22 protein-coding genes are annotated in these 26238 nt (G+C 69.6%); 16 read left to right on the plus strand and 6 right to left on the minus strand.

Annotated elements, in window-relative coordinates; translation table 11 throughout:
* Window positions 1–76: 76 nt before the first annotated feature.
* The 3 genes from ACLBWX_RS04215 (at window position 77) to ACLBWX_RS04225 (ending at window position 4804) form a co-directional block, all read left to right on the plus strand.
* On the plus strand, window positions 77–1990 hold the full coding sequence (locus tag ACLBWX_RS04215; protein ID WP_447675828.1) for a monovalent cation:proton antiporter-2 (CPA2) family protein: 1914 nt from the start codon (window positions 77–79) through the stop codon (window positions 1988–1990).
* Window positions 1983–3419 carry an MATE family efflux transporter gene (locus ACLBWX_RS04220; protein WP_447675829.1) on the plus strand — a complete coding sequence of 479 codons (1437 nt, stop codon included), beginning with the start codon at window positions 1983–1985 and terminating at the stop codon, window positions 3417–3419. Before ACLBWX_RS04215 ends, ACLBWX_RS04220 begins: the two co-directional genes overlap by 8 nt.
* 815 nt (window positions 3420–4234) lie before the next feature.
* Window positions 4235–4804, plus strand: a complete 570-nt coding sequence (locus ACLBWX_RS04225; RefSeq protein WP_447675830.1) for a hypothetical protein — start codon at window positions 4235–4237, stop codon at window positions 4802–4804.
* Window positions 4805–4831: 27 nt separating this feature from the next.
* On the opposite strand, the gene ACLBWX_RS04230 is transcribed toward ACLBWX_RS04225, so the two are convergent.
* Complete coding sequence (locus ACLBWX_RS04230) at window positions 4832–5119, minus strand: hypothetical protein (protein WP_447675831.1); 288 nt, start codon at window positions 5117–5119, stop codon at window positions 4832–4834.
* A gap of 275 nt (window positions 5120–5394) precedes the next feature.
* On the opposite strand from ACLBWX_RS04230, the gene ACLBWX_RS04235 reads away from it, so the two are divergent.
* Window positions 5395–6456, plus strand: a complete 1062-nt coding sequence (locus ACLBWX_RS04235; RefSeq protein WP_447675832.1) for a hypothetical protein — start codon at window positions 5395–5397, stop codon at window positions 6454–6456.
* 32 nt (window positions 6457–6488) lie between these two features.
* Here the strand turns inward: ACLBWX_RS04235 and ACLBWX_RS04240 are convergent, their stop codons facing one another.
* Together ACLBWX_RS04240 and ACLBWX_RS04245 are read right to left on the minus strand one after the other, a co-directional pair.
* Window positions 6489–7319 (minus strand): oxidoreductase, encoded by an 831-nt coding sequence (locus ACLBWX_RS04240; protein WP_447676057.1) that lies wholly within the window; start codon window positions 7317–7319, stop codon window positions 6489–6491.
* Window positions 7320–7428: 109 nt separating this feature from the next.
* Window positions 7429–10422 carry an FAD-binding and (Fe-S)-binding domain-containing protein gene (locus tag ACLBWX_RS04245; RefSeq protein WP_447675833.1) on the minus strand — a complete coding sequence of 998 codons (2994 nt, stop codon included), beginning with the start codon at window positions 10420–10422 and terminating at the stop codon, window positions 7429–7431.
* A 92-nt stretch (window positions 10423–10514) separates the two neighbouring features.
* Between ACLBWX_RS04245 and ACLBWX_RS04250 the strand changes: the two genes are divergently transcribed.
* Complete coding sequence (locus ACLBWX_RS04250) at window positions 10515–11561, plus strand: threonine aldolase family protein (RefSeq protein WP_447675834.1); 1047 nt, start codon at window positions 10515–10517, stop codon at window positions 11559–11561.
* 40 nt (window positions 11562–11601) lie between these two features.
* On the opposite strand, the gene ACLBWX_RS04255 is transcribed toward ACLBWX_RS04250, so the two are convergent.
* Window positions 11602–12330 (minus strand): GntR family transcriptional regulator, encoded by a 729-nt coding sequence (locus tag ACLBWX_RS04255; protein ID WP_447675835.1) that lies wholly within the window; start codon window positions 12328–12330, stop codon window positions 11602–11604.
* Between the two features lie 236 nt (window positions 12331–12566).
* On the opposite strand from ACLBWX_RS04255, the gene ACLBWX_RS04260 reads away from it, so the two are divergent.
* Window positions 12567–13742, plus strand: a complete 1176-nt coding sequence (locus ACLBWX_RS04260) for a pyridoxal-phosphate-dependent aminotransferase family protein (RefSeq protein ID WP_447675836.1) — start codon at window positions 12567–12569, stop codon at window positions 13740–13742.
* A gap of 148 nt (window positions 13743–13890) precedes the next feature.
* Here the strand turns inward: ACLBWX_RS04260 and ACLBWX_RS04265 are convergent, their stop codons facing one another.
* The gene (locus ACLBWX_RS04265; protein WP_447675837.1) at window positions 13891–14037 is read right to left on the minus strand and encodes a hypothetical protein; all 147 of its coding nucleotides are present in this window, start codon (window positions 14035–14037) and stop codon (window positions 13891–13893) included.
* Here ACLBWX_RS04265 and ACLBWX_RS04270 point away from each other — a divergent pair.
* The 9 genes from ACLBWX_RS04270 to ACLBWX_RS04310 all read left to right on the plus strand — a co-directional run bounded on the left by ACLBWX_RS04270 (window position 14036) and on the right by ACLBWX_RS04310 (window position 22613).
* A complete protein-coding gene (locus tag ACLBWX_RS04270; protein ID WP_447675838.1) occupies window positions 14036–15292 on the plus strand; it encodes an MFS transporter in 1257 nt (418 codons plus the stop codon). The two genes, ACLBWX_RS04265 and ACLBWX_RS04270, sit on opposite strands and share 2 nt — an antisense overlap.
* 121 nt (window positions 15293–15413) lie before the next feature.
* The gene (locus ACLBWX_RS04275; RefSeq protein ID WP_447675839.1) at window positions 15414–16643 is read left to right on the plus strand and encodes a CaiB/BaiF CoA transferase family protein; all 1230 of its coding nucleotides are present in this window, start codon (window positions 15414–15416) and stop codon (window positions 16641–16643) included.
* On the plus strand, window positions 16640–17425 hold the full coding sequence (locus ACLBWX_RS04280; protein WP_447675840.1) for an enoyl-CoA hydratase: 786 nt from the start codon (window positions 16640–16642) through the stop codon (window positions 17423–17425). The genes ACLBWX_RS04275 and ACLBWX_RS04280 overlap by 4 nt, the downstream gene beginning before the upstream one ends.
* Before the next feature lie 30 nt (window positions 17426–17455).
* A complete protein-coding gene (locus tag ACLBWX_RS04285; protein WP_447675841.1) occupies window positions 17456–17986 on the plus strand; it encodes a gamma carbonic anhydrase family protein in 531 nt (176 codons plus the stop codon).
* A gap of 308 nt (window positions 17987–18294) precedes the next feature.
* Window positions 18295–18876, plus strand: a complete 582-nt coding sequence (locus ACLBWX_RS04290; RefSeq protein WP_447675842.1) for a helix-turn-helix transcriptional regulator — start codon at window positions 18295–18297, stop codon at window positions 18874–18876.
* A gap of 254 nt (window positions 18877–19130) precedes the next feature.
* Window positions 19131–19373: a hypothetical protein gene (locus tag ACLBWX_RS04295; RefSeq protein ID WP_447675843.1), complete on the plus strand. Its 243-nt coding sequence runs from the start codon at window positions 19131–19133 to the stop codon at window positions 19371–19373.
* A 333-nt stretch (window positions 19374–19706) separates the two neighbouring features.
* Complete coding sequence (gene pyk / locus ACLBWX_RS04300) at window positions 19707–21128, plus strand: pyruvate kinase (RefSeq protein ID WP_447675844.1); 1422 nt, start codon at window positions 19707–19709, stop codon at window positions 21126–21128.
* A 320-nt stretch (window positions 21129–21448) separates the two neighbouring features.
* Window positions 21449–22096: a FecR family protein gene (locus tag ACLBWX_RS04305; protein WP_447676058.1), complete on the plus strand. Its 648-nt coding sequence runs from the start codon at window positions 21449–21451 to the stop codon at window positions 22094–22096.
* A 16-nt stretch (window positions 22097–22112) separates the two neighbouring features.
* Window positions 22113–22613, plus strand: a complete 501-nt coding sequence (locus ACLBWX_RS04310; protein ID WP_447675845.1) for a DUF3307 domain-containing protein — start codon at window positions 22113–22115, stop codon at window positions 22611–22613.
* A 31-nt stretch (window positions 22614–22644) separates the two neighbouring features.
* Here the strand turns inward: ACLBWX_RS04310 and ACLBWX_RS04315 are convergent, their stop codons facing one another.
* On the minus strand, window positions 22645–24771 hold the full coding sequence (locus ACLBWX_RS04315) for a CHASE2 domain-containing protein (protein WP_447675846.1): 2127 nt from the start codon (window positions 24769–24771) through the stop codon (window positions 22645–22647).
* 177 nt (window positions 24772–24948) lie between these two features.
* Between ACLBWX_RS04315 and ACLBWX_RS04320 the strand changes: the two genes are divergently transcribed.
* Entirely contained in the window at window positions 24949–26217 is a 1269-nt protein-coding gene (locus tag ACLBWX_RS04320) for an EAL domain-containing protein (protein WP_447675847.1), read from the plus strand.
* The last annotated feature ends 21 nt before the right edge of the window (window positions 26218–26238 follow it).

A 26238-nucleotide genomic window follows, 5' to 3' on the forward strand; every position in this document is an offset into this window, starting at 1 on the left:
ACTGCCGGCACGCGTCGATCGCTCCGAACGGATTCGGCCATCGCCGCCTTGGATTCCCATCCAACCTCGGATTCTCATGGCAAGCGCCGCGACCCACGTCAGCTTCCTTCCCCCCGTGCTGACGTTCCTGTCTGCGGCGGTGATCGGCGTGCCGATCTTCCGCCTCATCGGTCAGAGTGCCGTTCTTGGTTACCTCGTGGCCGGCGTGGTGATCGGGCCATTCGGTTTTTCGCTGATCGCGGAGCCCGAAACGGCCGCGAGCGTCGCCGAACTCGGCGTTGTACTGCTGCTCTTCATCGTCGGTCTCGAACTGCAGATCTCCCGACTCGTCTCGATGCGGAGGGATATTTTCGGGCTCGGCACCGCCCAATTGATCGTCTGTTCGGCGGTCCTGGCGGGGGTCGGCATCCTCATGGGCGCTAAGCCCTCGGCGAGCCTCGTCATCGGCATCGCGCTTGCGCTCTCGGCCACCGCCGTCGCCCTTCAGTTACTGGAGGAACGCGGTGACATGGGGACACCCTACGGCGGGCGGGCCTTCGCGGTGCTGCTGTTTCAGGATATCTCCGTCGTCGCCATCCTGGCGCTGATGCCCCTGGTCGCTTCGTCCGGCACCGGCGGTGGCGACGGCTGGCTCCTCTCGGCCCTGCAATCCACTGGTACAGTGGGCGCGGCGATCCTGGCTGTGGTGCTGGTCGGGCGCTACGGCCTCAACCCCTTCTTCGGTCTGCTGGCGGCCAGCGGCGCCCGCGAGGTCATGACGGCGGCTGCTCTCCTCGTGGTGCTCGGCACTGCGATGCTGATGGAGCATGTCGGCCTGTCGATGGCGATGGGCGCGTTCCTGGCCGGCGTATTGCTGGCCGAATCCAATTTCCGCCACCAGCTCGAAGCCGATATCGAGCCGTTCCGCGGTATGCTGCTCGGTCTATTCTTCATGAGCGTGGGCATGTCGATCGACGGCGGCCTGCTCAAAGCCGAATGGCCGACTCTACTCGGGGCAACGGCCGGCGCGATCCTGCTGAAGGTTGCCCTCGTGGCCGGCCTGTTTCGCCTGTTCGGCTCACCCTGGCTCGACGCGGTGCGGGGCGGCGCCATCCTGGCGCCGGCGGGCGAATTCGCCTTCGTGCTCCTGCCGGCAGGTGGAGAACTCGGCCTCGTCGATCCGGCCAGCACCCGCTTTGCGGTGGCGCTCGCGGCGCTGACCATGCTGGTCGGTCCGGTGGCGGCGAAGACCCTGGATGCCGTGCTCGCCAGGCGCCCCGAAGGCCCCGAAGCGATGCCGGAAGCCATCGAAAGCACCGAGGCCCGCGTCCTGGTCATCGGCTTTGGTCGCTTTGGCCAGATTCTCACGCAGGTGCTGCTCGCCGAGGGTATCAACGTCACGGTGATCGACAAGGACGTCGAGCAGATCCGCAGCGCCGCGCGCTTCGGGTTTCGTATCTTTTATGGTGACGGCACCCGCCTCGACGTGCTGCGCGCCGCCGGGATTGGGCGGGCCGAACTCGTCTGCGTCTGTGTCGACGACTCCGAGGCCGCGCTCAAGATCGTCGATATCGTGCACGAGGAATTCGCGAGTGTGCGCACCTATGTGCGAGCCTATGACCGGATGCACGCTGTCGAACTCATGAACCGGGACGTCGATTTCCAGCTGCGCGAGACGGTGGAATCCGCCCTCGCCTTCGGGCGCGCCACCCTGGAAGGCCTCGGCCTCAGCGTCGAGGCGGCCGCCGCCACCGCCGAGGACGTACGCAAGCGCGACGTCGCCCGGCTCGTGCTTCAGCAGGCGGGAGCACTGCCGGACGCAATGACCTGGGCGCGTGGCCTCAACGAGATCAAGCCGGAGCCGTTGACAGAGCCGAAGAGGCCCTCGCGCGCTCTCAACGCCGAGACCCGCGACATCATCGGATTTCAGCGAAGAGAGGCGGCCACCCGGACATTGGAGCCTCAGGACGCGCAGAACGACGAGCACCAGGAAGCCCGCACGGATGCCTGAGGCGACATCCGGTCCGGCGCGGTTCGTCGAGGGCTCGATCCTGCGACACGTGGTGACGATGAGCGCCACAGGCTCGGTCGGGCTGATGGCGATCTTCGTCGTCGACTTTTTGTCCCTGCTCTACGTCTCCAAGCTCGGCAATCCGACGCTGACAGCGGCAGTGGGCCTTGCCACCATCGTCCAGTTCTTTGCCATTGCCATCAATATCGGCCTGATGATCGCGGCCGGAGCCCTGGTCTCGCGGGCGATCGGGGTCGGAAACGCAGAAGGCGCACGGCGCCTCGCTACCTCGGGCACCATTCAGGGCATCGTCGTCTCCGGTGTCCTCGTTTTGGCGATGCTCCCGTTTCTGCCCACCTTCCTCGGTTGGATCGGCGCCGATGCCGAGACCCTACCGGTGGCGATCCGCTTCCTCTGGATCACCCTGCCCTCCAACCTGCTGATGGGACCGGGGATGATGTTCTCCGGCTTGCTGCGCGCGGTGGGGGCCGCCCGTCAGGCCATGTACGTCACCCTTGGCGGCGCCATCGTCACCGCCGGTCTCGATCCACTGCTGATCTTCGGCGCCGGCCTCGGTGTCGACGGAGCGGCTATCACAACCTGCTTTGCCCGGGCCACCTTCGCGGTCATCGGCCTCTGGGGCGTGCGCCAGCATCGCCTGCTCGCTCGCCCGAAGCTGACCGACGTCATCGCCGACGCGCCTATCGTCATGCGGATCGCCCTGCCGGCGGTGCTGACGAACCTCGCGCCTTCGGTGGCAAGTGCGTTCATCGCTCATGCGTTGGCACAGTTCGGTGCCGTGGCGGTGGCCGGCAACGTGGTGGTCGACCGCCTCACCCCCGTGGCCTTCGGCGGCCTCTTCGCCATGTCGGGCTCGATCGGACCGATCCTCGGCCAGAACTGGGGCGCGGCCCGCTTCGACCGGATGCGTGGCGTCTTGCGCGACGGCACTTTGGTGACCGCTGCCTACGTGCTCGTCGTCTGGGTCGCGCTGATCCTGGGAGCCGGTCCCCTCACCCGTCTCTTCGCCCTCGAAGGCGTCGCGGCGGACCTGTTCGGGTTCTTCTGTATGGTCAGCGGAGGCGTCTGGTTCTTCACCGGGCTTCTGTTCCTGGCCAACGCCTCGTTCAACAACCTCGGCTTCCCGTTCTACTCCACTGCCCTGAACTGGGGGCGCGCTACCCTCGGCACCGTGCCGCCGGCCCTGATCGGCGCCCATGTCTACGGACCGAAGGGCGTCGTTGCCGGGGTCGGCTTCGGTTCCGTCCTCTTCGGCCTCGTCGGAATCACCCTCGCCTTCCGCACCGTGGTCACACTCGAGCGGCGCGCTGGTTCCGCCGCCGGCAAACGCGACGCCGTGGAGGCACCCAATCCCGGCACGGATGCTGCGCGGGCTGCCGCACCGGCGCAATCCGGGGCGCTGGTCTGAACGCCGCCATTCCGTGAGGCTTCTCAGCGAACAATGCCTCAGGACCGTGCCTTGTCCGTCCCTTTGCAGGGATCGAGGATGACGTTGGGAGAGGTGTCCGGGGCGAGTTCGCAAATCTCGGCGTCCGCGTTCATGGCGATGTCGAGATCAGCGGCGATCGCCGGAGACCATGGGACCAGCCTCGTGGCGTCGTGCTCGACGAGAAGCCCGATATGCAGGACACGAATGGCCTACTGTCGCTGAATCGGCTGATGGTCTCGGTGAAGAAATCCGCGCGGCTCGTCCCTTGCTCGTCCGCCGCTGCTGCAGAGCCCGGATGTTGCACGCGATTGCCGGTAAGATGCCGGTCGGCTGGGGTGGCCCCGTAGATCGAGCTGTCCGGGTGGACGTCCTGAAGCGCACGAAGGGGGCGGGACGGCGCTCCAGCGGACATCGGGATCGTGGAAAAGGGTCGCCTGCCTGACATCCAACCATCCTCGGCCCGTGCCTGATCTCCAGGAATGCGCATGCTATCGCTTGGTCCTCGCATCAACGGACTTCGTGCAGTGTGAGATCCTAGCTCAAGCCACCGGATACGGTCCCATTCCGGTTGACCTGCGCGGCGTTTCGGATGAGGCGGTGGCACTTGCGGCCGAACGGAGCCGTGGAGAGGGAACCCACCGTCGATGTCCTCAACTCCCTGGGTCCTCTGCGACACCAGCGCCATCCCTGGTAGTTCCGCCCGCCTGAATCTTCTGCGCCAGGGCGATGCCTACTCGATTCAGGTCGGGACGGCGGAGCTCATGACGAATCTGGATCGCCGCTCCGAGCAGGCGTTGGCGACCATCGCCTGCGAGCGCCTGACCGGTCGTTCTGCGCCCCGCATCCTGATCGGTGGCTTGGGCATGGGCTTCACGCTTCGGGCCGCCCTCGCTGCTCTCGGACCGGACGCGAAGGTGGTCGTCGCCGAACTGATCCCAGCCGTGGTGGTTTGGGCGCGGGGCCCCCTCGCCCATCTCTTCGGCGACAGCCTCGACGATCCACGGGTCGAGATCATTGAGTCGGATGTCAATCGCGTGATCCAGTCAGGACCCGAGCTATTCGACGCGATCCTGCTCGACGTGGACAATGGTCCGTCGGGCATGACCCGGCGGGAGAATGACCGCCTCTACGATACTTGGGGCTTGAGGCGCGCGCATTTTTCCCTGCGGAGCGGCGGCACCCTCGCGGTCTGGTCCGGCAAGCCGGACCGACGCTTCAAGGCGCGTCTACGCCTGCACGGCTTTGCGGTCGACGAATTCCGCATCCACGCCAATGGCCGCGCGGACGGCCCCCGCCACGTTCTCTGGATGGCGACGCGCCCCGCCGAACCGCTGCGGTTCGCATCACCGGAAAACAGGGACTGACGCCATCTGCGGCCCCGGTACAGAGCGTCAGTAGCTGTAGTTGCGGCGCGCGGGACCCTGGACCTGACCGTAGCCGGCCCCGCGCGGCTCGACCCGAGAGCCGTAATCGATGTCCCGCTGCCGCTTCGCCTGACGATTCGCGAGGTAGCGGCCACCGAGGCATCCCGCGACCGCGCCGACCACGCCGCGCTCGGCAAGGTAGTGCCCGGCAATTCCGCCGATGATCGCGCCCTTGATGCAACCCTTGGCCTCGGCCGCGCCGACACTGCCGAAGGTGAGGAGCACGAGGGCCGACGCTGTTGCAATGATCCGCATGTTCAATCTCCCGGCTGATGCGTCGAAGAAACCGTCCCGCACTCCACCCGTTCCGATCGGAATGGGCGGATCCGGGAAATTCTTGGTCAGACTGCTGTCCGAGCCCGCTCGCGTATGAAGCTGTGTTCTTAATCCAGCGGCATCGTCATTTTCTCGATCTGTGTCTCATTCGCAGCAGGCGGAATAGGCGAGGGCGTGTCTAACGTGAGGATCAGGGTCCGCCAGTCATCGCAGCGGGAGCCGGGACAGGATTTCGCCAGATGACTTTGGGTTGCGTGCGTCCGATCATGTGCATCGTCGGTGTCATCGTGGCGCTGTCTTCACCGACGGCTGGTGCTGCTCAGAAGGACGATCCAACGGCCGCCAAGCCTCAGGTCCGAGCATCGAAGGACAGACGATCCGGCGTAGCACGCACAGGTGCTCAGGCGCAGAAGGATCAGGCGGACGGCCGGGACGCCAAAGCGGGCGGGTCCTCGAAGGACGACCAGGGAAGTGGCGGCGACGGTGGACAGTCCAAGGACGTCGACACCGAGCATCTCTTCGGCTTCACCGAAGGCTCGGATGCGGGCGAGAAGGGTGAGCAGGAAGTCACTGTCGATACGATTTCACGGCTGGGTAAGCGGCTGTCCGGCCCGGGCGGGGGGCGATATCGCGTCCTCGACACCAAGCTAGGATACCAATTCGACCCGATCGACCGCCTCAGCATCGAGTTCGGCGCGTTCGGTACCTTTCGTCAGGTCCGCAACATCATCGATCTCGACGAGAAGTCCTACGGGACGTTCGATGGGGTCTCCGTGGAGGTGAAGTACCAGTTCCTGAAGGGCGACAAGGATCAGCCGCTCGGGCTCGCCCTCGAACTCCGGCCGCGCTTCTCCCGTGTGTTGCCCATCGAGGGAAATGGAGCCGACATCTTCGACATGGAGACCGTGCTCCAACTCGATCTGCAACTCGTGCCTGACAAGCTCTGGTACGGCAGCAACATCAGTTTCGAGCCGGCGGCCGGTCGGCAGCGCGGTCCGGGTGCACCCGGTTACCGCTCATCGACCTTTCTCTGGTCCAATGCCCTGGTGGCTCGCGTCGGAGAAAGCACCTATCTCGGGCCGGAGATTCGCTATCTGCGCGGTTACAACGGCACATTCCTCAACGAATTGGAGAGCGAGGCGCTGTTCGTCGGCCCTGCCCTGCACCATCGCTTCACCGAGAAGATCTGGCTGACGGTGGCGTATGCCGGACAGGTCTGGGGTCGCGATGCCGACCCGACCCTGGCCGGTCGTGCTCTTGGCCTGAACCAATTCGAACGGCACAATGTTCGGGTCAAGTTCGGGATGGAGTTCTGAACGATGCCAGCAGGCCTTTTGCCGGACCCTCTTCAATTCGGCAGCTTCATCTGCTTCCTGAGGCTCTTGTCGAAGAGGTGGGCGGGGACGAAGCGCCGAAGCAGGCTGATCTGGCGCGCGACCTTGCCGGCCGTGTAGCGCCGCCGCGGGACGGAAGCCTCGGCTGCGGCGAGTACGGTATCGGCCACGACCTCAGGCGCGTCGGCCGTCGTCATGGCCTCCTGCATCGTCCGGTCGACGCCGGCTCGGGCCTCGGCGTAGAAGCTCAGCTGAGCATCGGGCGCGACCAGGTTCTGGTCGAACGCCGTGCGTGTATAGGCCGGTTCGATCAGGACGACGCGGATCCCGTGACTACGGACCTCGTGGTCGAGGGATTCCGAATAGCCTTCCACCGCGTGCTTGCTGGCGGCATAGAGGGCCATGTACGGGGCCGGAATCAAGCCGAGCACCGAGCTGATATTGACGATGCGGGCGCTCTTCTGCGCGCGCATCGCCGGCAGCACCGCGCGGATGGCGCGGATCACGCCGAACACGTTCACGTCGAACAGCCCCTGCGCCTGGACGATCGAGGATTCCTCCGCGCCACCAGTGATGCCGAAACCGGCATTGTTGACGAGGAGGTCGATCCGGCCGGTCTCGTCCAGCACCGTCTTCACCATGGCGCCGACCGACGCCTCATCGGTGATGTCGCAGGTCAGAAGGGTGCCGGCATCGCCGAGGACGGCGCTGCTGCGGCGGCTTGTCCCGAACACCCGATAACCGGCCTTGTGCAGCGCCCGCACGGTGGCGAGGCCGATGCCGGAGGAGGCCCCGGTGACGATGGCGGTTTTCCGAATGGTCTGCTTGCGATTCAGTTGGCTCATGACGCGCTCCCGGCGGGTCCGATCCACCGGCCCCTCTCGACTTAGATGACGTACGTAATCTAAAATCACAAGCGGACGGGGGTGCTGTGGCACACGCGCATCGTTGGTATTACAGCGGCAAAAAGGGCTTTCCTTTTCGCAACGCGGGCGAAGGACGTGTCGAGGTCACGAGGGCTTCGTCGAGAACGCGCGCGACGTGACGTGCGGTCAGACCGAGCCCGTCGTGGATCTGGTGGCGGCAGCTCGTGCCGTCGGCCACGACGAGATCGTCGGGGCCGGCTTGCCGCAGGGCCGGGAACAGCGACAGCTCGGCCATGGCCAGGGAAACGTCGATGGTTTCGGCGCCGTAGCCGAAGGCGCCGGCCATGCCGCAGCAACTCGACTCGATCGGCCGGACGTCGAGACCGGGCACTGCGCGCAGGACCGTCTCCACGGCGCCCATGGCGGCGAAGGCCTTCTGGTGGCAATGGCCGTGGAGATGGGCGACCCGGCCGCCCTGGTCGGCGAGCGGCAGGTCGATCCGACCCGCCGTGAGGTCGGCGGCGAGCAACTCCTCGAACAGGAAGCTCGCGCCCCCGAGTTCGGCCGCCTCGGCGCCTGGAAGGAGCGAAGCGAACTCGTCGCGGAAGGTGAGGAGGCAGGAGGGTTCGAGGCCGACGACGCGGGCGCCGGCGCGGATGAAGGGCAGCAGCGCGGTGAGCGTCCGCCGGGCCTCGGCGCGGGCCCGGTCGGTCTGGCCGGAGGCGAGGTAGGTCCGTCCGCAGCAGAGCGGGCGACGGCCACGATGGGGGAAGACCCGGTGCAGGCGGTAGCCGGCCGCGATCAGCACCCGCTCCGCGGCCTCCAGGTTCTCGCGCTCGAAGGCCCGGTTGAAGGTGTCGCCGAACAGCACGACGTCGCGGAAATCGCCGGACACGTCGCCGGGATGCGCGGGCTCCCCGGATTCGCGCCAGGGCCGGCGCCATTGCGGCAGGGTCCGGCGGGCCGAGAGGCCGATCAGGCGCTCGGACAGCCGGGCGAGGGCCGGCACGCGGTCGCGCAGGTTGAGGAGGGGCGCCAGCCGCGCCGCCGTGCTCGCGTAGAGCGGAAGCGCGGCCACCAGCCGCTCCTTCAGGGGCAGGCCGTGGCGGGCATGGTAATGGTGCAGGAACTCGACCTTCATCTTAGCCATGTCGACGCCCGTGGGGCATTCGCGCCGGCAGGCCTTGCACGAGACGCAGAGATCCAGGGTCCGCTTCATCTCGGGACTGGTGAAGGCGTCCGGCCCGAGTTGGCCCGAGATCGCCAGCCGCAGGGAATTGGCCCGGCCGCGGGTCAGGTGCTGCTCCTCCTTGGTGACGCGGTAGGAGGGGCACATCGCGCCGCCGGCCAGCTTCCGGCAGGTGCCGTTGCTGTTGCACATCTCGACGGCGGGGCCGAACCCGCCCCAGTCCGACCAGTCGAGGGCCGTGGTGGCGGGTTGCGTCACCGCGTAGCCCGGCTGGAAGCGCATCAGCGCGCGGTCGTCCATGCGCAGGGGCCGGACGATTTTGCCGGGGTTCAGGCGGTTGTCCGGGTCGAAGCCGTCCTTCACCGTCTCGAAGGCGCGCGTGAGGCGGGCGCCGAACATCGGCTCGATGTATTCGGAGCGCGAGATGCCGTCGCCGTGCTCGCCGGAATAGGAGCCCTTGAAGCGGCGCACGGCGGCGCTGGCCTCCTCGGCGATGGCCCGCATCTTGGCGACGTCGCCGCCCTGCTTCATGTCGAGGATGGGTCGCACATGCAGGCAGCCGACCGAGGCGTGGGCGTACCAGGTGCCGCGGGTGCCGTGCCGGGCGAAGACCTCGGTGACGGTGTCAGTGTAGTCGGCGAGGTGCTCCAGGGGCACCGCGCAATCCTCGATGAAGGAGACCGGCTTCGCGTCGCCCTTCATCGACATCATGATGTTGAGGCAGGCCTCGCGCACCTCCCAGACCGATTTCTGGCGGACGGTCTCGGGCACCTCCACCACGGCGTCCCGGAAGCCGTGGTCGCTCATGCAGGCGTCGAGGCGCCTGAGGTCGGCCAGCAGCGTGTCGCGGTCGTCGCCGGCGAATTCCACCAGCAGCAGGCAGTTCGGCGTGCCGCGGGTGATGTCGGCGAGCGTCGTGCGAAACAGCGGGATGTCGGCCCCGAGCACGAGGACGTTGTTGTCGACGAGTTCGACGGCTACCGGGCCGAGATCGACCAGCGCCTTCGTGGTCTCCATGGCGGAGCGGAAGGACGGGAAGTGGCAGACGCCCATGACCCGGTGGGCGGGCAGCCGCGACAGCTTCAGGGTGACGCCGGTGGTGGCCGCGAGCGTCCCCTCTGAGCCGACGAGGAGATGGGCGAGGTTCGGCCGGGGCTCGATGAGCGCATCGAGGTTGTAGCCGCCGACCCGCCGCTGGACCCGCGGATAGCGCGCCAGGATCTCCTCACGCTCGGACTCGGCGAGCGCCCGCATCGCCGCGGCCAGGTGCTCGGCCCGGTCCGGACCCGTCACGCCGGTGCCGTCGTTGCCGGTCGGCCCGAAGCCGAAGGGGGTGCCGTCGGGAAACAGCGCGTCCACCGCCAGGACGTTGTCGCTCATCTTGCCGAACCGCAGCGAGCGCGCACCGCAGGAATTGTTGCCGGCCATGCCGCCGATGGTGCAGCGGGTGGCGGTGGAGGGCTCGACGGGAAAGAACCAGCCGTCCGCCTTCACCCGGGTGTTCAGGCGTTCCAGCACCATGCCCGGCTCGACGGTGATGGTGCCCCCCTCGGGATCGTAGGCGATGATGCCGTTGAAGTGGCGGGAGCAATCGACCACGAGGCCGTGCCCGATCGGCTGGCCGTTCTGCGAGGTGCCGCCGCCGCGCAGGATGACCGGCACGTCGTGCTCGGCCGCGATCTTCAGCGTCGCGGCGATGTCCGCCGCGGAGCGCGGCAGGACGATTCCGGCCGGCATGATCTGGTAGATCGAGGCGTCGGTGGCGTAGCGTCCGCGTGTGAAGGGATCGAAGCGGGCCTCGCCCTGCAGCGCCTCGGCCAGCCTGCGGGCGAGTCCGGCGTTCCGGCGGGTGGCCGCCCGGGGCGTGGTCGATGGCTCAGCCGTGGCGGTCATGCTTCATCGTCCTCGCGAGCCGGATGGGGTGGCGGCCGGGGCCGCCGCAGCTAAGATGCCGGTGATATTTTGAATGCAAACGGGCTTGCAAGATGATCGACCTGTTCAGCGACACCCAGACGCGGCCCACGGCGGGGATGCGGGACGCCATGGCGCGGGCCGAGGTGGGCGACGAGCAGTCGGATTCCGACCCGACGACCCTCGCGCTCTGCGCGCGGGTGGCGGACCTGCTCGGCCAGGAGGCGGGCGTCTTCATGCCCTCCGGCACGATGTGCAACCTGGTCGCGATCCTGGTCCAGACCCGGCCCGGTGACGAGATCATCGTCGACGACCAGTCCCACATCTACAACACCGAGGCCGCGGGCTCGGCCGCCATCGGCGGCATCTCCGTGGCGGCCCTGAAGACCCCGGCGGGGGTCTACACGCCGGAGGCCTTCGAAGCCGCGATCCGGCCGCCGGCCCGGACGGCGCCGCGCTCGGCCCTGGTGTCGATCGAGCAGACGACGAGTTTCTCGGGCGGTTCGGTCTGGGCGCTCCCGGACATGCGGCGCATCCTCGACATCGCCCACGCGAGTGGTCTGCGGGCGCATATCGACGGCGCCCGGCTCCTCAACGCGGTGGCGGCCACCGGCATCGCCGCGAAGGACTACGCGCAGGGCTTCGACAGCGCCTGGATCGATCTCAGCAAGGGCCTCGGCTGCCCGGTGGGCGCCGTCCTGTGCGGGAAGCAGGATTTCATCACCGAAGCCTGGCGCTGGAAGTACCGCCTCGGCGGGGCCATGCGCCAATCCGGCATCCTGGCGGCGGCGGGCCTCTACGCCCTCGATCACCACCTCGATCAACTGATCCGCGACAACAACCACGCGGCCCTGCTGCGCGACCGGATCGCCGAGGCGCCCGGCCTCGCCATCGAGGCCGGCGCGGCCCAGTCCAACATCCTGTGCTTCTCGGTGGAGCCCCTGGGGGTGACGGCCGCCGCCTTCGCGAAGGCCTGCCTCGCGCACGACATCCGGGTCCGGGCGATCGGCGCACATCAGATCCGCGCCACGACCCATCTCGAGGTGGACGAGGCCGGCGTGTTCCGGGCGGCCGCGGTGATCCGCGCCGAGGCCGAGCGCCTGGCGGCGAGCGCCGTCTGATCCGTTCGGCGTCCGGTGGAGGCGGCTCCCGGCGCCGCCATCAGGCTTCGGCCGCCGCGGACTCCCGAACCGCCGCGGCGCGGCGCTTGTTGCGCAGGTGGCGGAACAGGATGTCGCTGAGTTCCGTGCCTGCCCGCCGCCGCAGGGCGTCGAGGATTTCCTCGTGCTCGCGCATGGCCTCGCCCCAGCGGTCCCGGTCCTTGTCGAGGTTGGCCGCGTAGCGCACCCGGCGGAGGCGGCCCGCGAAATTGGCGTAGGTCGTCCGCAGCGGCTCGTTGTCGGCGGCCTCGACGATCCGGTCGTGGATCGCCTGGTTGCCGGTGAAGTAGCCGTGCAGGTCGCGCCGCAGGTAGGCGGCGTACATCGCGTGGTGCAGGCGCTCGATCTCGGAAAAGGCCGCCTCGGTGATCTTCTCGCAGGCGAGCCGCCCGGCCAGGGCCTCGAGCCCGCCCATCACGTCGAACAGCGCCACCATCTCCTCGGGGCCGAGCTGGCGGACCCGGGCGCCCCGGTTCGGGAGCAGGTCGATCAGCCCCTCCGAAGCCAGCACCTTGAGGGCTTCGCGCAGGGGCGTGCGGGAAACGCCGAAGCGCTCGCAGAGGAGCCGTTCCGGCACCCGGGCACCGGGGGCGAGGTTGCCCTCGACGACGTAGTCGCGCAGCTGCGCCAGCAGGGTCCCGTGCAGGGAGGCGGCGACCGTTCCCACGATCCGGGGCAGGGACGGAGCCTCCGGGTCGACCGCGGAATCCGGGACGGAATCGAGCATCATCGTTCCAGAATTATCAGCCGGGAGCGCCGGGGTCGAGGGCGATCGAGCGCAAAATAATGCTTGTGTCGCGCAGAAATGAATGCAAATTTTTGGTCGACCAAATCGGATGCGGATCGTATCGACGACAATTCAGAGCTGTCTGGGGTCGCATCCCCTGGCGCTCCTCCCGTCCCGCGACCTGCCAGCCGCGATCCGCCAGCCTCGTCTGGCGCCCCCGAAAGCCTGCGAGGCCCCCGATGACGACACGAACCGGACGCCATTTCCTGCACATCCCGGGTCCGAGCCCGGTGCCCGAGCGCGTCCTGCGCGCCATGGACATGCCGGTGATCGACCACCGTGGCCCCGACTTCGCCAAGCTCGGGCGGGCGGTGCTGGAGGGCGCGCAGGCCGTGTTCCAGACCCGGGCGCCGGTCATCCTCTATCCCGGTTCGGGCACGGGGGCCTGGGAGGCCGCCATCGTCAACACGCTCTCGGCCGGCGACCGGGTGCTGATGTTCGAGACCGGGCACTTCGCCACCCTGTGGCGCCAGATGGCGGCGCGCTGGGGCATCGAGGTCGAGTTCGTGCCGGGCGACTGGCGCCGGGGCGTCGATCCCGCGAAGGTCGAGGCGATCCTGGCCGAGGACCGCGCCAAATCGATCAAGGCCGTGATGGTGGTCCACAACGAGACCTCCACCGGCGCCACGAGCCGGATCGCCGAGATCCGCAAGGCCATCGACCGGGCCAACCACCCGGCGCTGTTCCTGGTCGACACCATCTCGGGCCTCGGCTCCGCCGAGTACGCCCACGACGCCTGGGGCGTCGACGTCTCGGTGAGCTGCTCGCAGAAGGGCCTGATGCTGCCGCCCGGCCTCGGCCTCGTCGCCCTCTCCGACAAGGCGCTCGCCGCCACCAAGACCGCGACCCTGCCGCGCTCCTACTGGGACTGGCAGGACATGCTGAAGCCGAATGCGGCCGGCTACTTCCCCTACACCCCGGCCACCAACCTGCTCTACGGCCTGCGCGAGGCCATCGCCATGCTGCTGGAGGAGGGCTTGGCCTCGGTCTTCGCCCGACACCAGCGCCTCGCTGCGGCCACCCGCGCCGCCGTCGAGGCCTGGGGCCTCGAGGTGCTGTGCCAGGAGCCGTCGGAGTATTCGCCGGTCCTCACCGCCGTGGTGATGCCCGACGGCCACGACGCGGACGCCCTGCGCAACCTCATCCTCGAGAAGTACGATCTTTCCCTCGGCACCGGGCTCGCCAAGGTCGCCGGCAAGGTCTTCCGCATCGGGCATCTCGGCGAGACCAACGATCTCACGCTGATGGCCGCCCTGTCCGGCGTCGAGATGGGTCTCAAGGCCGGCGGCGTGCCCCATGCGCGCGGCGGCGTCCTGGCGGCGATGGACGCGCTCCGTTCCGGCCTCGACGATTGAGGGACAGGTTCCCCTCCCCCAGGTTCCCCTCCCCCTTGCGGGGAGGGGTCAGGGGTGGGGATGGCGCCGCCGGCCTTCGCCCCCTGAGGGTCACCCAACCGCCCCCACCTCCAACTCCTCCCCGCAAGGGGGAGGAGAGCCGCGCCGATCACACCACCCGCGTGCCCTTCGCAAAAAGCCCGGCGATCAGATCGGGCGGGGGGACGCGTTCAACCGAGGAAACCCCGATGACGCCAGCCAGTGGACGCGTTACCGCGTCGAAACCTGCCAAACGACGCGTCTCCGCGTCGAACATGGTCCTGTTCCTGCTCTGCCTGATGTACTTCGTCACCTATCTCGACCGGGTGAACATCGCGACGGCGGGCGGCGAGATCATGAAGGATCTCGGCATGTCGAACACCCAGTTCGGCCTGATCCTGTCCGCCTTCGCCTATCCCTACGCCATCTTCCAGGTGATCGGCGGCTCGGTGGGCGACAAGTTCGGCGCGCGCCGCACGCTGCTCGTCTGCGGCCTGATCTGGGCCTCGGCGACGATCCTCACCGGCTTCGTCGGCGGGCTGGTGAGCCTCTTCCTCGCCCGCGTGCTGCTCGGCTTCGGCGAGGGCGCGACCTTCCCCACCGCCACCCGTGCCATGCAGAACTGGACGGCGCCCGGCAAGCGCGGCTTCGCGCAGGGCATCACCCATGCCTTCGCGCGGCTCGGCAACGCGGTGGCGCCCCCGATCGTCGCGGTGCTGATCTACCATGTGGGCTGGCGCCTCGGCTTCGTCGTCCTGGGTGTCGCCAGCTTCGCCTGGGTCGTGGTCTGGTACCTGTACTTTCGCGATGATCCCAAGGATCACCCGGCCATCACGCCGGAGGAGCTCGCGGTGCTGCCCGAGCCGCGGAAGGTCGGTGCCAAGCAGAACATTCCCTGGAGCCGCCTGACGATGCGGATCCTGCCCGTCACCCTGACCTACTTCTGCTACGGCTGGACCCTGTGGCTGTTCCTCGGCTGGCTGCCGAGCTTCTTCAAGCTGAACTACGGCCTCGACCTGAAGAACTCGGCGCTGTTCGCCTCCGGCGTGTTCTTCGCCGGCGTCGTCGGCGACACCCTGGGCGGCGTCTTCAGCGACCGCATTCTCAAGCGGACCGGCGATCTCAAGCTCGCCCGGCTCAGCGTCATCGTGGTCGGCTTCCTCGGGGCGGCGGCCAGCCTTACGGGGGTGTTCTTCACCAAGGACCTGACCCTCGTGGCGCTGCTGCTGAGCTCGGGCTTCTTCTTCGCCGAGCTCGTCATCGGCCCGATCTGGTCGGTGCCGATGGACATCGCGCCGACCTATTCGGGCACCGCGGCCGGCTTGATGAACACCGGCTCGGCGGTGGCGGCGATCATCTCTCCGATCGTCTTCGGGATGATCGTCGACATGACGGGGAGCTGGACCCTGCCCTTCGTCGGCTCGATCGGCCTCTGCCTCCTGGGCGCCGGGCTCGCCTTCACCATGCACCCCGAGCGCCCCTTCGTGGAGGAGCCCGCGGTGCCGCTGGCGCGGGCCGTCCCGGCGGAGTAGCGGGCCTTCCCCTCCCCCTTGCGGGGAGCCGCCCCGGGGGTCGCCCAGCCACCCCCACCTCCGACTCCTCGCCGCGAGGGGGAGGTGGGCCGCGTCGCGCAACACACAGGACCTGAGCACGATGGACGAACCCGTGCACGACACCCCCGCGCCCCGCCCCCTCCCCCTCTCCGGCCTGCGCGTCCTCGACGTCACGCAGGTGATGGCGGGGCCGGTCTGCAGCATGCTGTTGGCGGATCTCGGGGCGGACGTGATCAAGATCGAGCCGCCCGGCACCGGCGACCAGACCCGCGGCGCCATGGGGTTCAAGATGAAGGGGCCCGACAGCATGGGCTTCCTCAACATGAACCGGAACAAGCGCAGCCTCGCCCTCAACCTGAAGAGCCCGGCCGGGCGCGACCTCCTCCTCGACATGGCGGAGGGGGCCGACATCGTGGTCGAGAACTACCGCCCCGGCGTCATGGCCCGGCTCGGCCTCGGCTACGAGGCCATGCGGGCGCGCAACCCCGGCCTGATCTACGCCAGCATCTCGGGGTTCGGACAGACCGGACCCTGGGCCAAGCGCCCCGGCTACGACCTCATGGCCCAGGCCATGTCCGGCGTGATGAGCGTCACCGGCCATCCCGGCGGGCCGCCGGTGAAGGCCGGCGTGCCGGTGGCCGATATCGGCTGCGCCCTGTTCGCGGTCTACGGCATCCTCAGCGCCTATATCGGCCGGCAGGCCAGCGGCGAGGGCCAGTACGTCGACGCATCGCTGTTCGATTCGGCGCTGGCCTTCTCGATCTGGGACGTGTCCGAGTACTGGGGCACCGGCCGGATTCCCGAGCCCCTCGGCACCGCCAACCGCATGAGCGCGCCCTATCAGGCCGTGCGGGCGGCGGACGGCTACTTCGTCATGGGGGCGACGAACCAAAAGCTCTGGCGCCTGCTCTGCGACGTCCTCGGCCGCGAGGACCTGCTCGCCGACGACCGCTTTCGCGACATCGCGGGGCGGCTCGCCCACCGCGAAGCCCTGATCGCCGCGCTGGAGACGAGTTTCGCCGCCAAGGACGCCGAGGACTGGGTCGCCGATCTGCTGGCCGCCGGCATTCCGGCCGGGCGCATGAACACCTACCCGGAGGCCTTCGAGAGCGCCCATGGCCGGCACCGGGAGATGCGCATCGAAGTGCCCCATCCGAACGAGGGCAGCGTGCCGAATATCGGCTTCCCGGTGAAGCTCTCGGGCACGCCCGCCCGGGTGCGCCGCCACGCGCCGCTGCTGGGCGAGCACGCCGACGAGATCCTGGCCGAGCTCGGCCTGTCCGCGGAGGCGGTCGAGCGCCTGCGCACGGAGGGAGCCTTCGCCCCATGAGTGCCACCGACGACGACGGCGCCGTCCGCTACCGGGTCGAGGGCGGCGTCGCCCACCTCACCTTCGACCGGCCGGCCGCCCGCAACGCCCTCACCTTCGCCATGTACGACGCGCTGGCGGAGGGCCTCGCGCGGATCGAGGCCGACCCGTCCGTGCGCGTCGCCGTGCTGCGGGGCGCCGGCGGCAAGGCCTTCGTGGCCGGCACGGACATCGAGCAGTTCGTCGGCTTCACGGGCGCAGACGGCGTCGCCTACGAGGCCCGCATCGAGGGGTACGTCGCCGGGCTGGAAAGCTGCCGCGTGCCGACCGTCGCCGTGATCGAGGGCTTCGCGGTGGGCGGAGGCCTCGCCATCGCCAATGCCTGCGACATCCGGGTGGCGCAGGCCGGTGCGCGGTTCGGAGTGCCGATCGCCCGCACCCTGGGCAACTGCCTCTCGCCGGCCAATCTGCGGCGCCTGACCGCGACCCTGGGCCAGGGGCTCGTCACCCGCATGATGCTGCTGGCCGAGATGCCCGCCGCCGAAACCCTGGCGCCGCTCGGTTACCTCGCCGCCGTGGCGGAGCCGGTCGAACTCGACGCCGCGGTGACGGCGATCTGCGATCGCCTCCTCGGGCACGCCCCCGTGACCCTGCGGGTGACGCGGGAGATGCTGCGCCGGCTGGAACGCGACCCCGCTGCCGAGGCGACGGACCTGATCGCGGAATGCTATGGCAGCGGCGATTTCGCCGAGGGCGTCGCGGCCTTCCTGGCCAAGCGCCCCGCGGCCTGGACCGGGTCCTGATCCGGCCCCCCGAAACACCATGGATTCCGCATGACCCTCTACGCCCTGGGCCCCCATCGGCCGCAGATCGCCGACGCCGCCCGCCTCTGGATCGCTCCCGGCGCGCACGTGATCGGCCAGGTCCATCTCGGACTCGACGTCTCGATCTGGTTCGGGGCGGTCATCCGCGGGGACAACGACACGATCCGGATCGGCGCGCGCAGCAACATCCAGGACGGGGCCGTGCTGCACGCCGATCCCGGCTTTCCCCTCGACCTCGGCGAGGACGTCACGGTCGGCCACCGCGCCATCGTGCACGGCTGCACCATCGGAGCCGGAACCCTGGTGGGCATGGGCGCCACCATCCTCAACGGCGCCCGGATCGGGCGCAACTGTCTCATCGGCGCCAATGCGCTGGTCACGGAGGGCAAGGTGTTTCCCGACGACAGCCTCGTCGTCGGCGCCCCCGCCAAGGCCGTGCGAACCCTGGACGCCGAGTCCGCCGCGCGGCTCGCGCAGACCGCCGGGAACTACGTCACCAACGGCCGCCGCTTCCGGCAGGACCTGCGCGGGCTCGACTGAACCCGTCACCCGTCCCGCGCGCGACGATGGCTGATCCGTCGAGCGCCGGCGGGAAATGAAGGGTCGGATTGTGCGCATCGTCCGCCGCCGACGCGGGCGGACGGCAGGCGACTGCGTTCGTGCGAGGGCCGGGCGCGGTACCGGGTCTGTTGAGACCTCGGCGGCGTTCCGGCAGTCGCCGAAAAACGATCCGGCGGGATGACAAGTATCCATCACAGCGCGGGTGTATTGACCCGATCTGGATATTGCCTAACCTCCCGTATGACAGGCTCTGCGCCGAACCGGCATACGGGGGACGTGTTGCGACCATGCTTGTCGGGATACCATTCCTGCAGGTCTTCGACCGGATGGGCTATGGCGGGCTCGTCATCTCGACCAGCGGCGACGTGCTCGCCATGAACGACCACGCCCGACGCATCTTTCAAAATCTCTTCTGCCTCAGCCGGTCGGAGGTCGAAGTCGATGTCCTGAACGGCCTGGGGCGCGGGATCGTCAAGCGGCTCCTCGGTCAGGGACAGCCCCGCGTGCAACTGGACAACGAGAGCTGGATCCTGGTCGAACGCGCGGACCAGCGCCCGCTGATCATGAACGCCGTTCCGGTCCCGCTGACCGGCGACGGCGGGCCGCGTTCGGTCCTCCTGCTGATCGACCTCGACGCGACGCCGGCCCTGAACTGCGGTGCGCTCAAGCAGATCTTCGGGTTGACCCCGAGCGAGGCGAAGCTCGCCACCCTGATGGCGAAGGGCGCCTCCCTGGCGGAGGCGGCCACCCTCCAGGGCGTGCGCGTCGCCACGGTGCGGGCGCAGCTCCGTTCGATCTTCACCAAGACGCACACCCATCGGCAGGCCGAACTGGTCATGCTGGTCTCCCGGCTCTCCAGCCTTCCCTGAGGGGAAGGCTGCCTTCGCGTCGATCGAAGACAGCGCTGCGGGTCTCGGGGATGATCCGTGTTCGGACTGCCATTTCCACTCATGGCGCGGGCGATTGCCGAGGATTGGAATACCAGCGTCTATAGGATCGTGTATTCGGGTATCGATGAACCAGATCTATTTTCGAATATTGTTCATCTGTAATCAATATGGGGGATGACAAGTTTTCGGATTGATCGATTCTCCCGCTGTCGCAAAGACGACGGGAGGAAACGATGAAACATTCAGTCTCTGTGATCGTATTGGCCGGCCTGTCCGTGGCCGCCACGGCCTTCGTACCCGCCTCGGCCGCCGCGAAGCGTCACCGTCCCCCGGCGCAGTACACTTCGATGAATGCGGAACGCACCACACCGACCGTCCCGGTCCAGCCCATCACCGCAGGCCAGGACTTCGGCGGCGACGGCACCGACATCGCCATCCGCCTGCAGGATGGCCATCACGGCGAAGGCCAGCTCTGAAGACGGTACGCCGGTCCGGAACGGACCTGCACCGGATCTTCGACCCGCGCCCCATCGGAGTCCCGCCCCGGGCGCGGGCCCCGGCGCGCGTGCCACCCGCGTGGGCAGGGTCCTGCGGGACGGCCCTGCGCGCCACCAAAGCCCCAGCATCAGCCCCTCCGGCGGTTTACAGCCGGGCCGGCTTCCGGGAACATGGCACGTGTTCGGTCGCGCCGACCTTCGGGCGGGCGCGGTCGGGCGCCCGGGAGGCGCAGGTGGGCGCGCGACGATGCGCCTCGCCGCGATCCTCCGCCCTCGATTCCAGGGAGGCGGCCGCGCGCGGTCGCGGGACACATGCGCCGCAACCGCCACGCCAAGATCGTCGCCACCGTCGGGCCGGCTTCGTCGACGCCGGAGATGCTGCACCGCCTGTTCCTGGCGGGGGTCGATACCTTCCGCCTCAACTTCAGCCACGGCACCCAGGACGATCACGCCCGGGTCCACGCGGCGATCCGCGCCCTGGAGCGCGAGACCGGCCGTCCGATCGGCATCCTGCAGGACCTGCAGGGACCCAAGATCCGCGTCGGGACCCTGGCGGGCGGACGCTTCGACGTCGTGCCCGGCGAGACCCTGCGCTTCGTGCTCGACGGCGCCGAGGGCGACCGGGACGCCATCCCCCTGCCCCATCGCGAGATCTTCCTGGCGGTCGCCCCGGGGCAGGATCTGCTCATCGACGACGGGCGCGTGCGCGTGCGCATCACCGGCCTGACCGGCGACAGTCTGGACGCCGAGGTGATCACCGGCGGCACGATCTCGAACCGCAAGGGCGTGAACCTGCCCGGCACGCTCCTCGACCTCTCGCCCCTCACCGCCAAGGACCGGGCCGACCTCGCCTTCGGGCTCGATCTCGGGGTGGACTGGGTGGCACTCTCCTTCGTGCAGAAGCCGGCCGACCTCATCGAGGCGCGCGCCCTGATCGGGGACCGGGCCGGGGTGATGACCAAGGTCGAGAAGCCCCAGGCCCTGGAGCGCATCGACGACATCATCCGCCTCTCCGATGCCGTGATGGTGGCGCGCGGGGACCTCGGGGTCGAGATCCCGCACGAGGACGTGCCCGGGCGCCAGAAGGAACTGATCCGCGCCTGCCGGCTGGCGGCCAAGCCCGTGATCGTGGCCACCCAGATGCTCGACTCGATGGTCTCGGCCCCGACCCCGACCCGGGCGGAGGCCTCGGACGTGGCCACCGCCATCTACGACGGGGCGGACGCGGTGATGCTCTCGGCGGAATCCGCCACGGGGCAGTACCCGGTCGAGACCGTGGCGATGATGGCGCGCATCATCCACCGCACCGAGACGCACAAGCTCTACCGGTCGCTGATCACCGCCACCGAGCCGGGCGAGGAGGAGACGCCGCCCCATGCCGTCGCCAGCGCCACCGCGACCCTGGCCGATGCCGTGGGAGCGGCGGCCATCGTGGCCTATACCTTGAGCGGGACCACCGCGGCCCGGATCGCGCGGCGCCGGCCGCAGGTGCCGATCCTGGCGCTGACGCCGGACCTGGCGACCTCGCGCCGCCTGAGCCTGCTCTGGGGAGCGCACAGCCTGCGCGCCGACGAGGTGGCCTCCTACGAGGCGATGGTGGAGAACGCTCTCGCCCACGCGGTGGAGGAGGGCTTCGCCCTGCCCCATGCCCGCGTGGTGATCGCCGCCGGCATCCCCTTCGCAGTGGCCGGCACCACCAACAACATCCGCGTCGCGCAGGTTCCGCCCGCCTGAGCGCAGCCACGGCCCGGTACCCCCGGTGCCGCGAGGCTCCATGCACCGGGCACACCGTTCGCCCGGCCGCAACGACCTTGCCTTGTTCTTGGCCTTCGGGGTCACGCTCGGGAATTCGGGAAGAAGAACAGACGGTTCATCTGGATCGGATGCGGTGACTTAGCGATGCCTTAAGAGCATCGGCCTTAGGCAGGACGTGCACCGATGCCATCCCGTCCGGCGCCCAGGCGGACGGGCGCGCCGCGCCATCGACGTGCTCGATTTCCTTCCCCTTCCCCTACGCTTCCCCTTCCCCTGTTTCGTGGACGATCACCGTGACGATGAAAGTTGCCGGCGCCTTCGCTGCCCTGTCCCTCGCCGCGCTCGTGCCGGCCCAGGCCGCCCCCCAGCAGGTCGGCGTCGTCGCGAAGGTCGACCGCCAGGCCGTGGCCTCGCAGGCCGGCCAAGCCCGCGACATGGCTCCGCAGGGACCGGTGTTCTTCAAGGACATGATCCGCACCGGCGCCGAATCCCGCCTCGAGGCGAAGCTCGCCGACGACACCGTCCTGACCCTCGGCGAGAACGGCAGGATCACGGTGGACGAGTTCGTCTACAAGCCCGGCGCCCAGGGCGGGAAGCTCGCCCTCTCGGTGGCCCGCGGCGCCTTCCTCTTCGTGGGCGGCAAGATCGAGGGGCCGAGCGGCGGCAACGTCGCGATCAAGACGGCCGTCGGGACCCTCGGCGTGCGCGGGACCACGGTCTGGGGCGGCGCCATCGACGGGGGCTACGGCGTCCTCGTCCTCGACGGCGAGGTGCTGCTGAAGACCAAGCGCGGCAGCGTGCTGATGCGCAAGGGCGAGGGCACCATGGTGTATGGCGGCCGGGCGCCGGAGGCGGCCGCTCCCTGGCCGGAGGACCGCACCAAGCGGGCCGTCGCGACGATCACGATCAGCGACCAGGCCCGCTTCGTTCCGACCCTGAGGCGCTGACGCCCCGCGCAACCGGATGCCGGGCGGTGGGATCTCGCCTGCCGTTCCGGTCGCCTTCGACCATGGTAAGCCGGGCGGTGCGGCGCGCCCGGCCCGCCCGACCCTCCTGGAGATCGTCCTGGTGCAGGCCCTCGACACGCCCGTCCCCCTGTCGACGCTGGCCGCCCTCATGGTCGCGATGGCGGCCAAGCACTACCTCATCGACTTCGTCGCGCAGACCGACTGGATGGCCCGCGGCAAGGAGCGGGTCGACGGCTGGGCGGCGCCGCTCGCGGTCCATGCCGGCACCCATGCCCTCGGCACCCTGGCGATCGCCCTGCTCTACCGGCCGGCCCTGTGGTGGCTCGCCCTTCTGGACCTCGTCGTCCACGGGCTGATCGACCGCGGCAAGACCCTGGTCGCCCAGCGGACGCGCTGGCCCATGACCGACCCGCGCTTCTGGTGGCTGATGGGCTTCGACCAGTTCCTGCACCAGGTCACGAACATCGCCCTCGTGGTGCTGCTGATCGTCGGCTGATCCGGCGTTCAGGCGCCGATCAGGCCGCCGATCAGGCCGCCATGCGGACCGAGCGCTCGCCGGCGCGGATCCGGCGGGCATGCAGCGCCAGGATCGGGTCGTCCGGGTCGGCCTCGTGCAGGCGCAGCAGGGCCTCGGCGGCCCCCGCCTCGCCGGCGACCAGGCGTCCGAAGGCCTCGCGATAGGCGCTCAGGTTGCCGGCGGCCTGCCGCACCGGCTCGAACACCTCGACGCCCACGGACTTGCCCTTCAGCATCAGGGTCCCGATCGGGCGGAAGCTGACGCCGGAGACCTGGTCGCAGGTGGTGCGGGCGATGCAGATGCGGGTGCCCAGGGCCTTGTTGGCGGATTCGAGCCGCGCGGCCGTGTTGATGGCGTCGCCGTGGGCCGTGTAGTCGAAGCGCCGCGTGCCGCCGAAGTTGCCGACCACGGCGCGCCCGGTGTTGATGCCGATGCGCGTCGCCCCGAAGGGCACGCCCTCGGCCCGCTGCCCCTGCCGGAAGGTCTCCGCGAAGTCGTCGAGGGCGAGCGCGCAGGCCACCGCCCGCTCGGCATGGTCGGGCTGGTCGAGGGGCGCGTTGAACATGATGTGCACCGCGTCGCCGACGATCTTGTCGACGGTGCCCCCATGGGCCATCGCGATGGAGCACATCCCGTCGAGATAGGCGTTGAGCAGGTTGACCAGGGCCTCGGCGCCGGAGGCCTCGGTCATCGCCGTGAAGCCCTCGAGGTCCGTGAACAGGAACGTCATCTCGCGGCTCTCGCCGCCGAGCTTGAGCCGGCCGGGATCGCTCGCCAGCACCGCCACGAGGTCCGGCGAGAGGTAGTGCGTGAAGGCCGCGCGCAGGCGCTGGGCCGCGCGCTCCGATCCGGCGTAGCGGGCGAGGCTCCCGCCCGCATGGGCGACGAGGAGGCCGAAGGTCGGCAGGGTCGGATCGAGGAGCAGGCCGCCTCGGGCGAAGAGCGCCACGGCGGCGAAGGCCGGCACGGGGGCCAGGAAGGCGATGCCGAGCCCGGCGCTGCGCAGGCGGGCGAAGGCGCAGGCCAGGGCCGCGGCGAGGCCCAGCAGCAGCGCGGCCACGACCTCCGCGCCGAGCGCCCAGGCCGGGCGGATCAGCGCCTCCCCGGTGAGCATCTGGTCGAGGCCGATGGCGTGCAGGTTCACGCCCGGCTCGAACGGCGACATCGGCGTCGGGCGCAGGTCCGACAGGCCGAGCGCGCTGGTGCCGACGAAGATCGCCCGGCCCGCGATCTCGTCGCGCCGGCCGGCGCGCGTGGCGGGGTCGAGGACGTGCCAGGCGGGGATCGTGCGCGTCGAGCGGGCCGCCGGGAAGCGCAGGGCCAGCGCGCCGGTGGCGTCCACCGCCACGTCGACCGCGCCGACGCGGATCGTGTAGCCGGTCAGGATGGCGCCGTCGCGCTCGGCCCGCACCTTGAAGATCTCCTCGTCCTGCATCACCCGCAGGGCGTCGAGGGCGAGGGACGGGACCAGGCGCCCGCCGACCGACATGAGGAGCTGCAGGCGCCGGTTGATCTCGTCGCTGCCCGCGCCGACGCCGAAGCTGCCGTGGCCCGCCGCCGCCGCATCGAGCACCGGCAGGTTGGGGACGGAGCCGCCGAAAGACGGGACGGTGGCGACGGGATCGCCGTCGATCGTCGCGAAGCCGGCGCTGCGCGGGACGGGAGCGCCCTGCGGCCCCGGGGTGAGCGCGAAGCCGGCGACGACCCGCCCGCGCGCGAAGACCGCCGCCAGGGCGGCGTCGTGATCCGGCAGGGGCGTCGCGGTCTCGGCCGCGCGAAAGCCGAATCGCTGCGCCCATTCCGGGACGAGGAGCGCCGGAGAGGTGCGGTCGGGCTCGGCGAAGACCATGTCGAGGGCGACGACGCCGGCCCCAAGATCCTGCAGGGCCGCCACGAGATCCGCCACCACGTGGCGGGGCCACGGCCATTGGCCGTACCGCTTCAGGCTCTCCTCGTCGATGTCCACGACCCGGACCGGACTGTCCGCGGTGACCCGGGGGCTCAGACGCTGGAAGCCGTCGAAGGTCGCCTGCCGCAGGCGCTCGAACGGCGCCGGGGCCGCGCTGCGCAGGCCGAGCAGCGCCAGCACCAGCGCAAGGGCCGCGCCCACCGGGACGAGGCGTCGTGACAGGATCATCGGGGCGTCGGGCTCCGCGCGGGGACGTCTTCGCGGACAGTCTCGCGCCGCGGTGCTGAGATCCCGTTAAGGATAGGACGCAGGGCGGGGTAGAAAGCGCTTGCCGTTCGCCTGCCCTTAACCCGCGACGGCCACGGTCCGGCCCTGGCCACCACTGCGCCCTGCCTGGAACCTTCCGTGCCGAGTTCCCAAGCGACGACCCTGGACCATCTTCACCTGCCTGCGGGCGCGCGCCTGTTCTCGGCCGGAGACGTGGGGGGCGCCGCCTACCTCATCGTCAGCGGCCGGCTGGAGATCGTCCTGGAGCGCCCGGAGGGCGACCTCATCCTCGCCCATCGCGGTCCCGGCGAGATCGTCGGCGAGATGGCGATCCTCGATCAGCAGCCGCGCTCGGCCGCGGTCCGTGCCCTGGAAGCCAGCGAACTCGTCATCATCACCGAGGAGCAGCTCTCCCACCGGATCGCCCAGACGGATCCGATCCTGCGCATGTGCCTCGGCGTGGTGCTGTCCCGCTACCGCCAGACCGTGGCGATCCTGGAGCAGATGAAGGGTGTCGCCCCGCCGCCCATCCTCGGTGCCGATGCGCCGCCTTCGGAAACCTTCGCGGCCGCCCTCGGCGCCCTGTCCCTCGAGCGCGAGATCCGCGCCGGCCTGCGCAACGGCGAGTTCGAGCTGTTCTTCCAGCCGATCGTGCGGCTGTCGTCCCGGCGGCTCGCCGGCTTCGAGGCCCTGATGCGCTGGCGCCACCCGACCCGCGGTCTGGTCGCCCCCATCGAGTTCATCCCGGCGGCCGAGGCGTCCGGCCTCATCGTCGACCTCACCGCGTACGCCTTCGACGAGGTCGGCCGCGTCTTCCCCGAGCTGATGCTCGCGGCTCAGAACAACGAGGGCGCGCTCGACGGCCCCCTGTTCATGACGGTCAACGTCTCGGGCCGCGACCTCGCCGGCGCCTCGTTCCCGCAGATGATCGCCGACTTCCTCGCCCGCACCGAGATCGCGCCCGCCAGCCTCAAGATCGAGGTGACGGAGAGCATGCTGATGGACGATCCGGAGCGCGCCGCGGCCGCCCTCACCCAGTGCCGGCAAGCCGGCCTCGGCATCGCCATCGACGATTTCGGAACGGGCTATTCCTCGCTGAGCTATCTCAGCACCCTTCCGGTGACGACGCTCAAGATCGACCGGGCCTTCGTGCGGACCCTGCTCGCCGACCAGACCAGCCGGGGCATCGTGCAGACGATCCTGCGCCTGGCGGACGACCTCGCCGTCACCGTGGTGGCCGAGGGCATCGAGCAGGCGGCCGAGGCCGACCTCCTGACGGGGATGGGCTGCGCTTTCGGTCAGGGCTACCATTTCGGACGGCCGGCTCCCCTGGCCGGCGCGCTCCAGGCGATCCGCGACTGGCCGGCGGCACGGCCCGTGCCGGCCGGCCTCCGCCTGATCGCCTGACCGGCACGCCGCCCGGACGCC

Source organism: Methylobacterium sp. M6A4_1b (genome assembly GCF_053345175.1).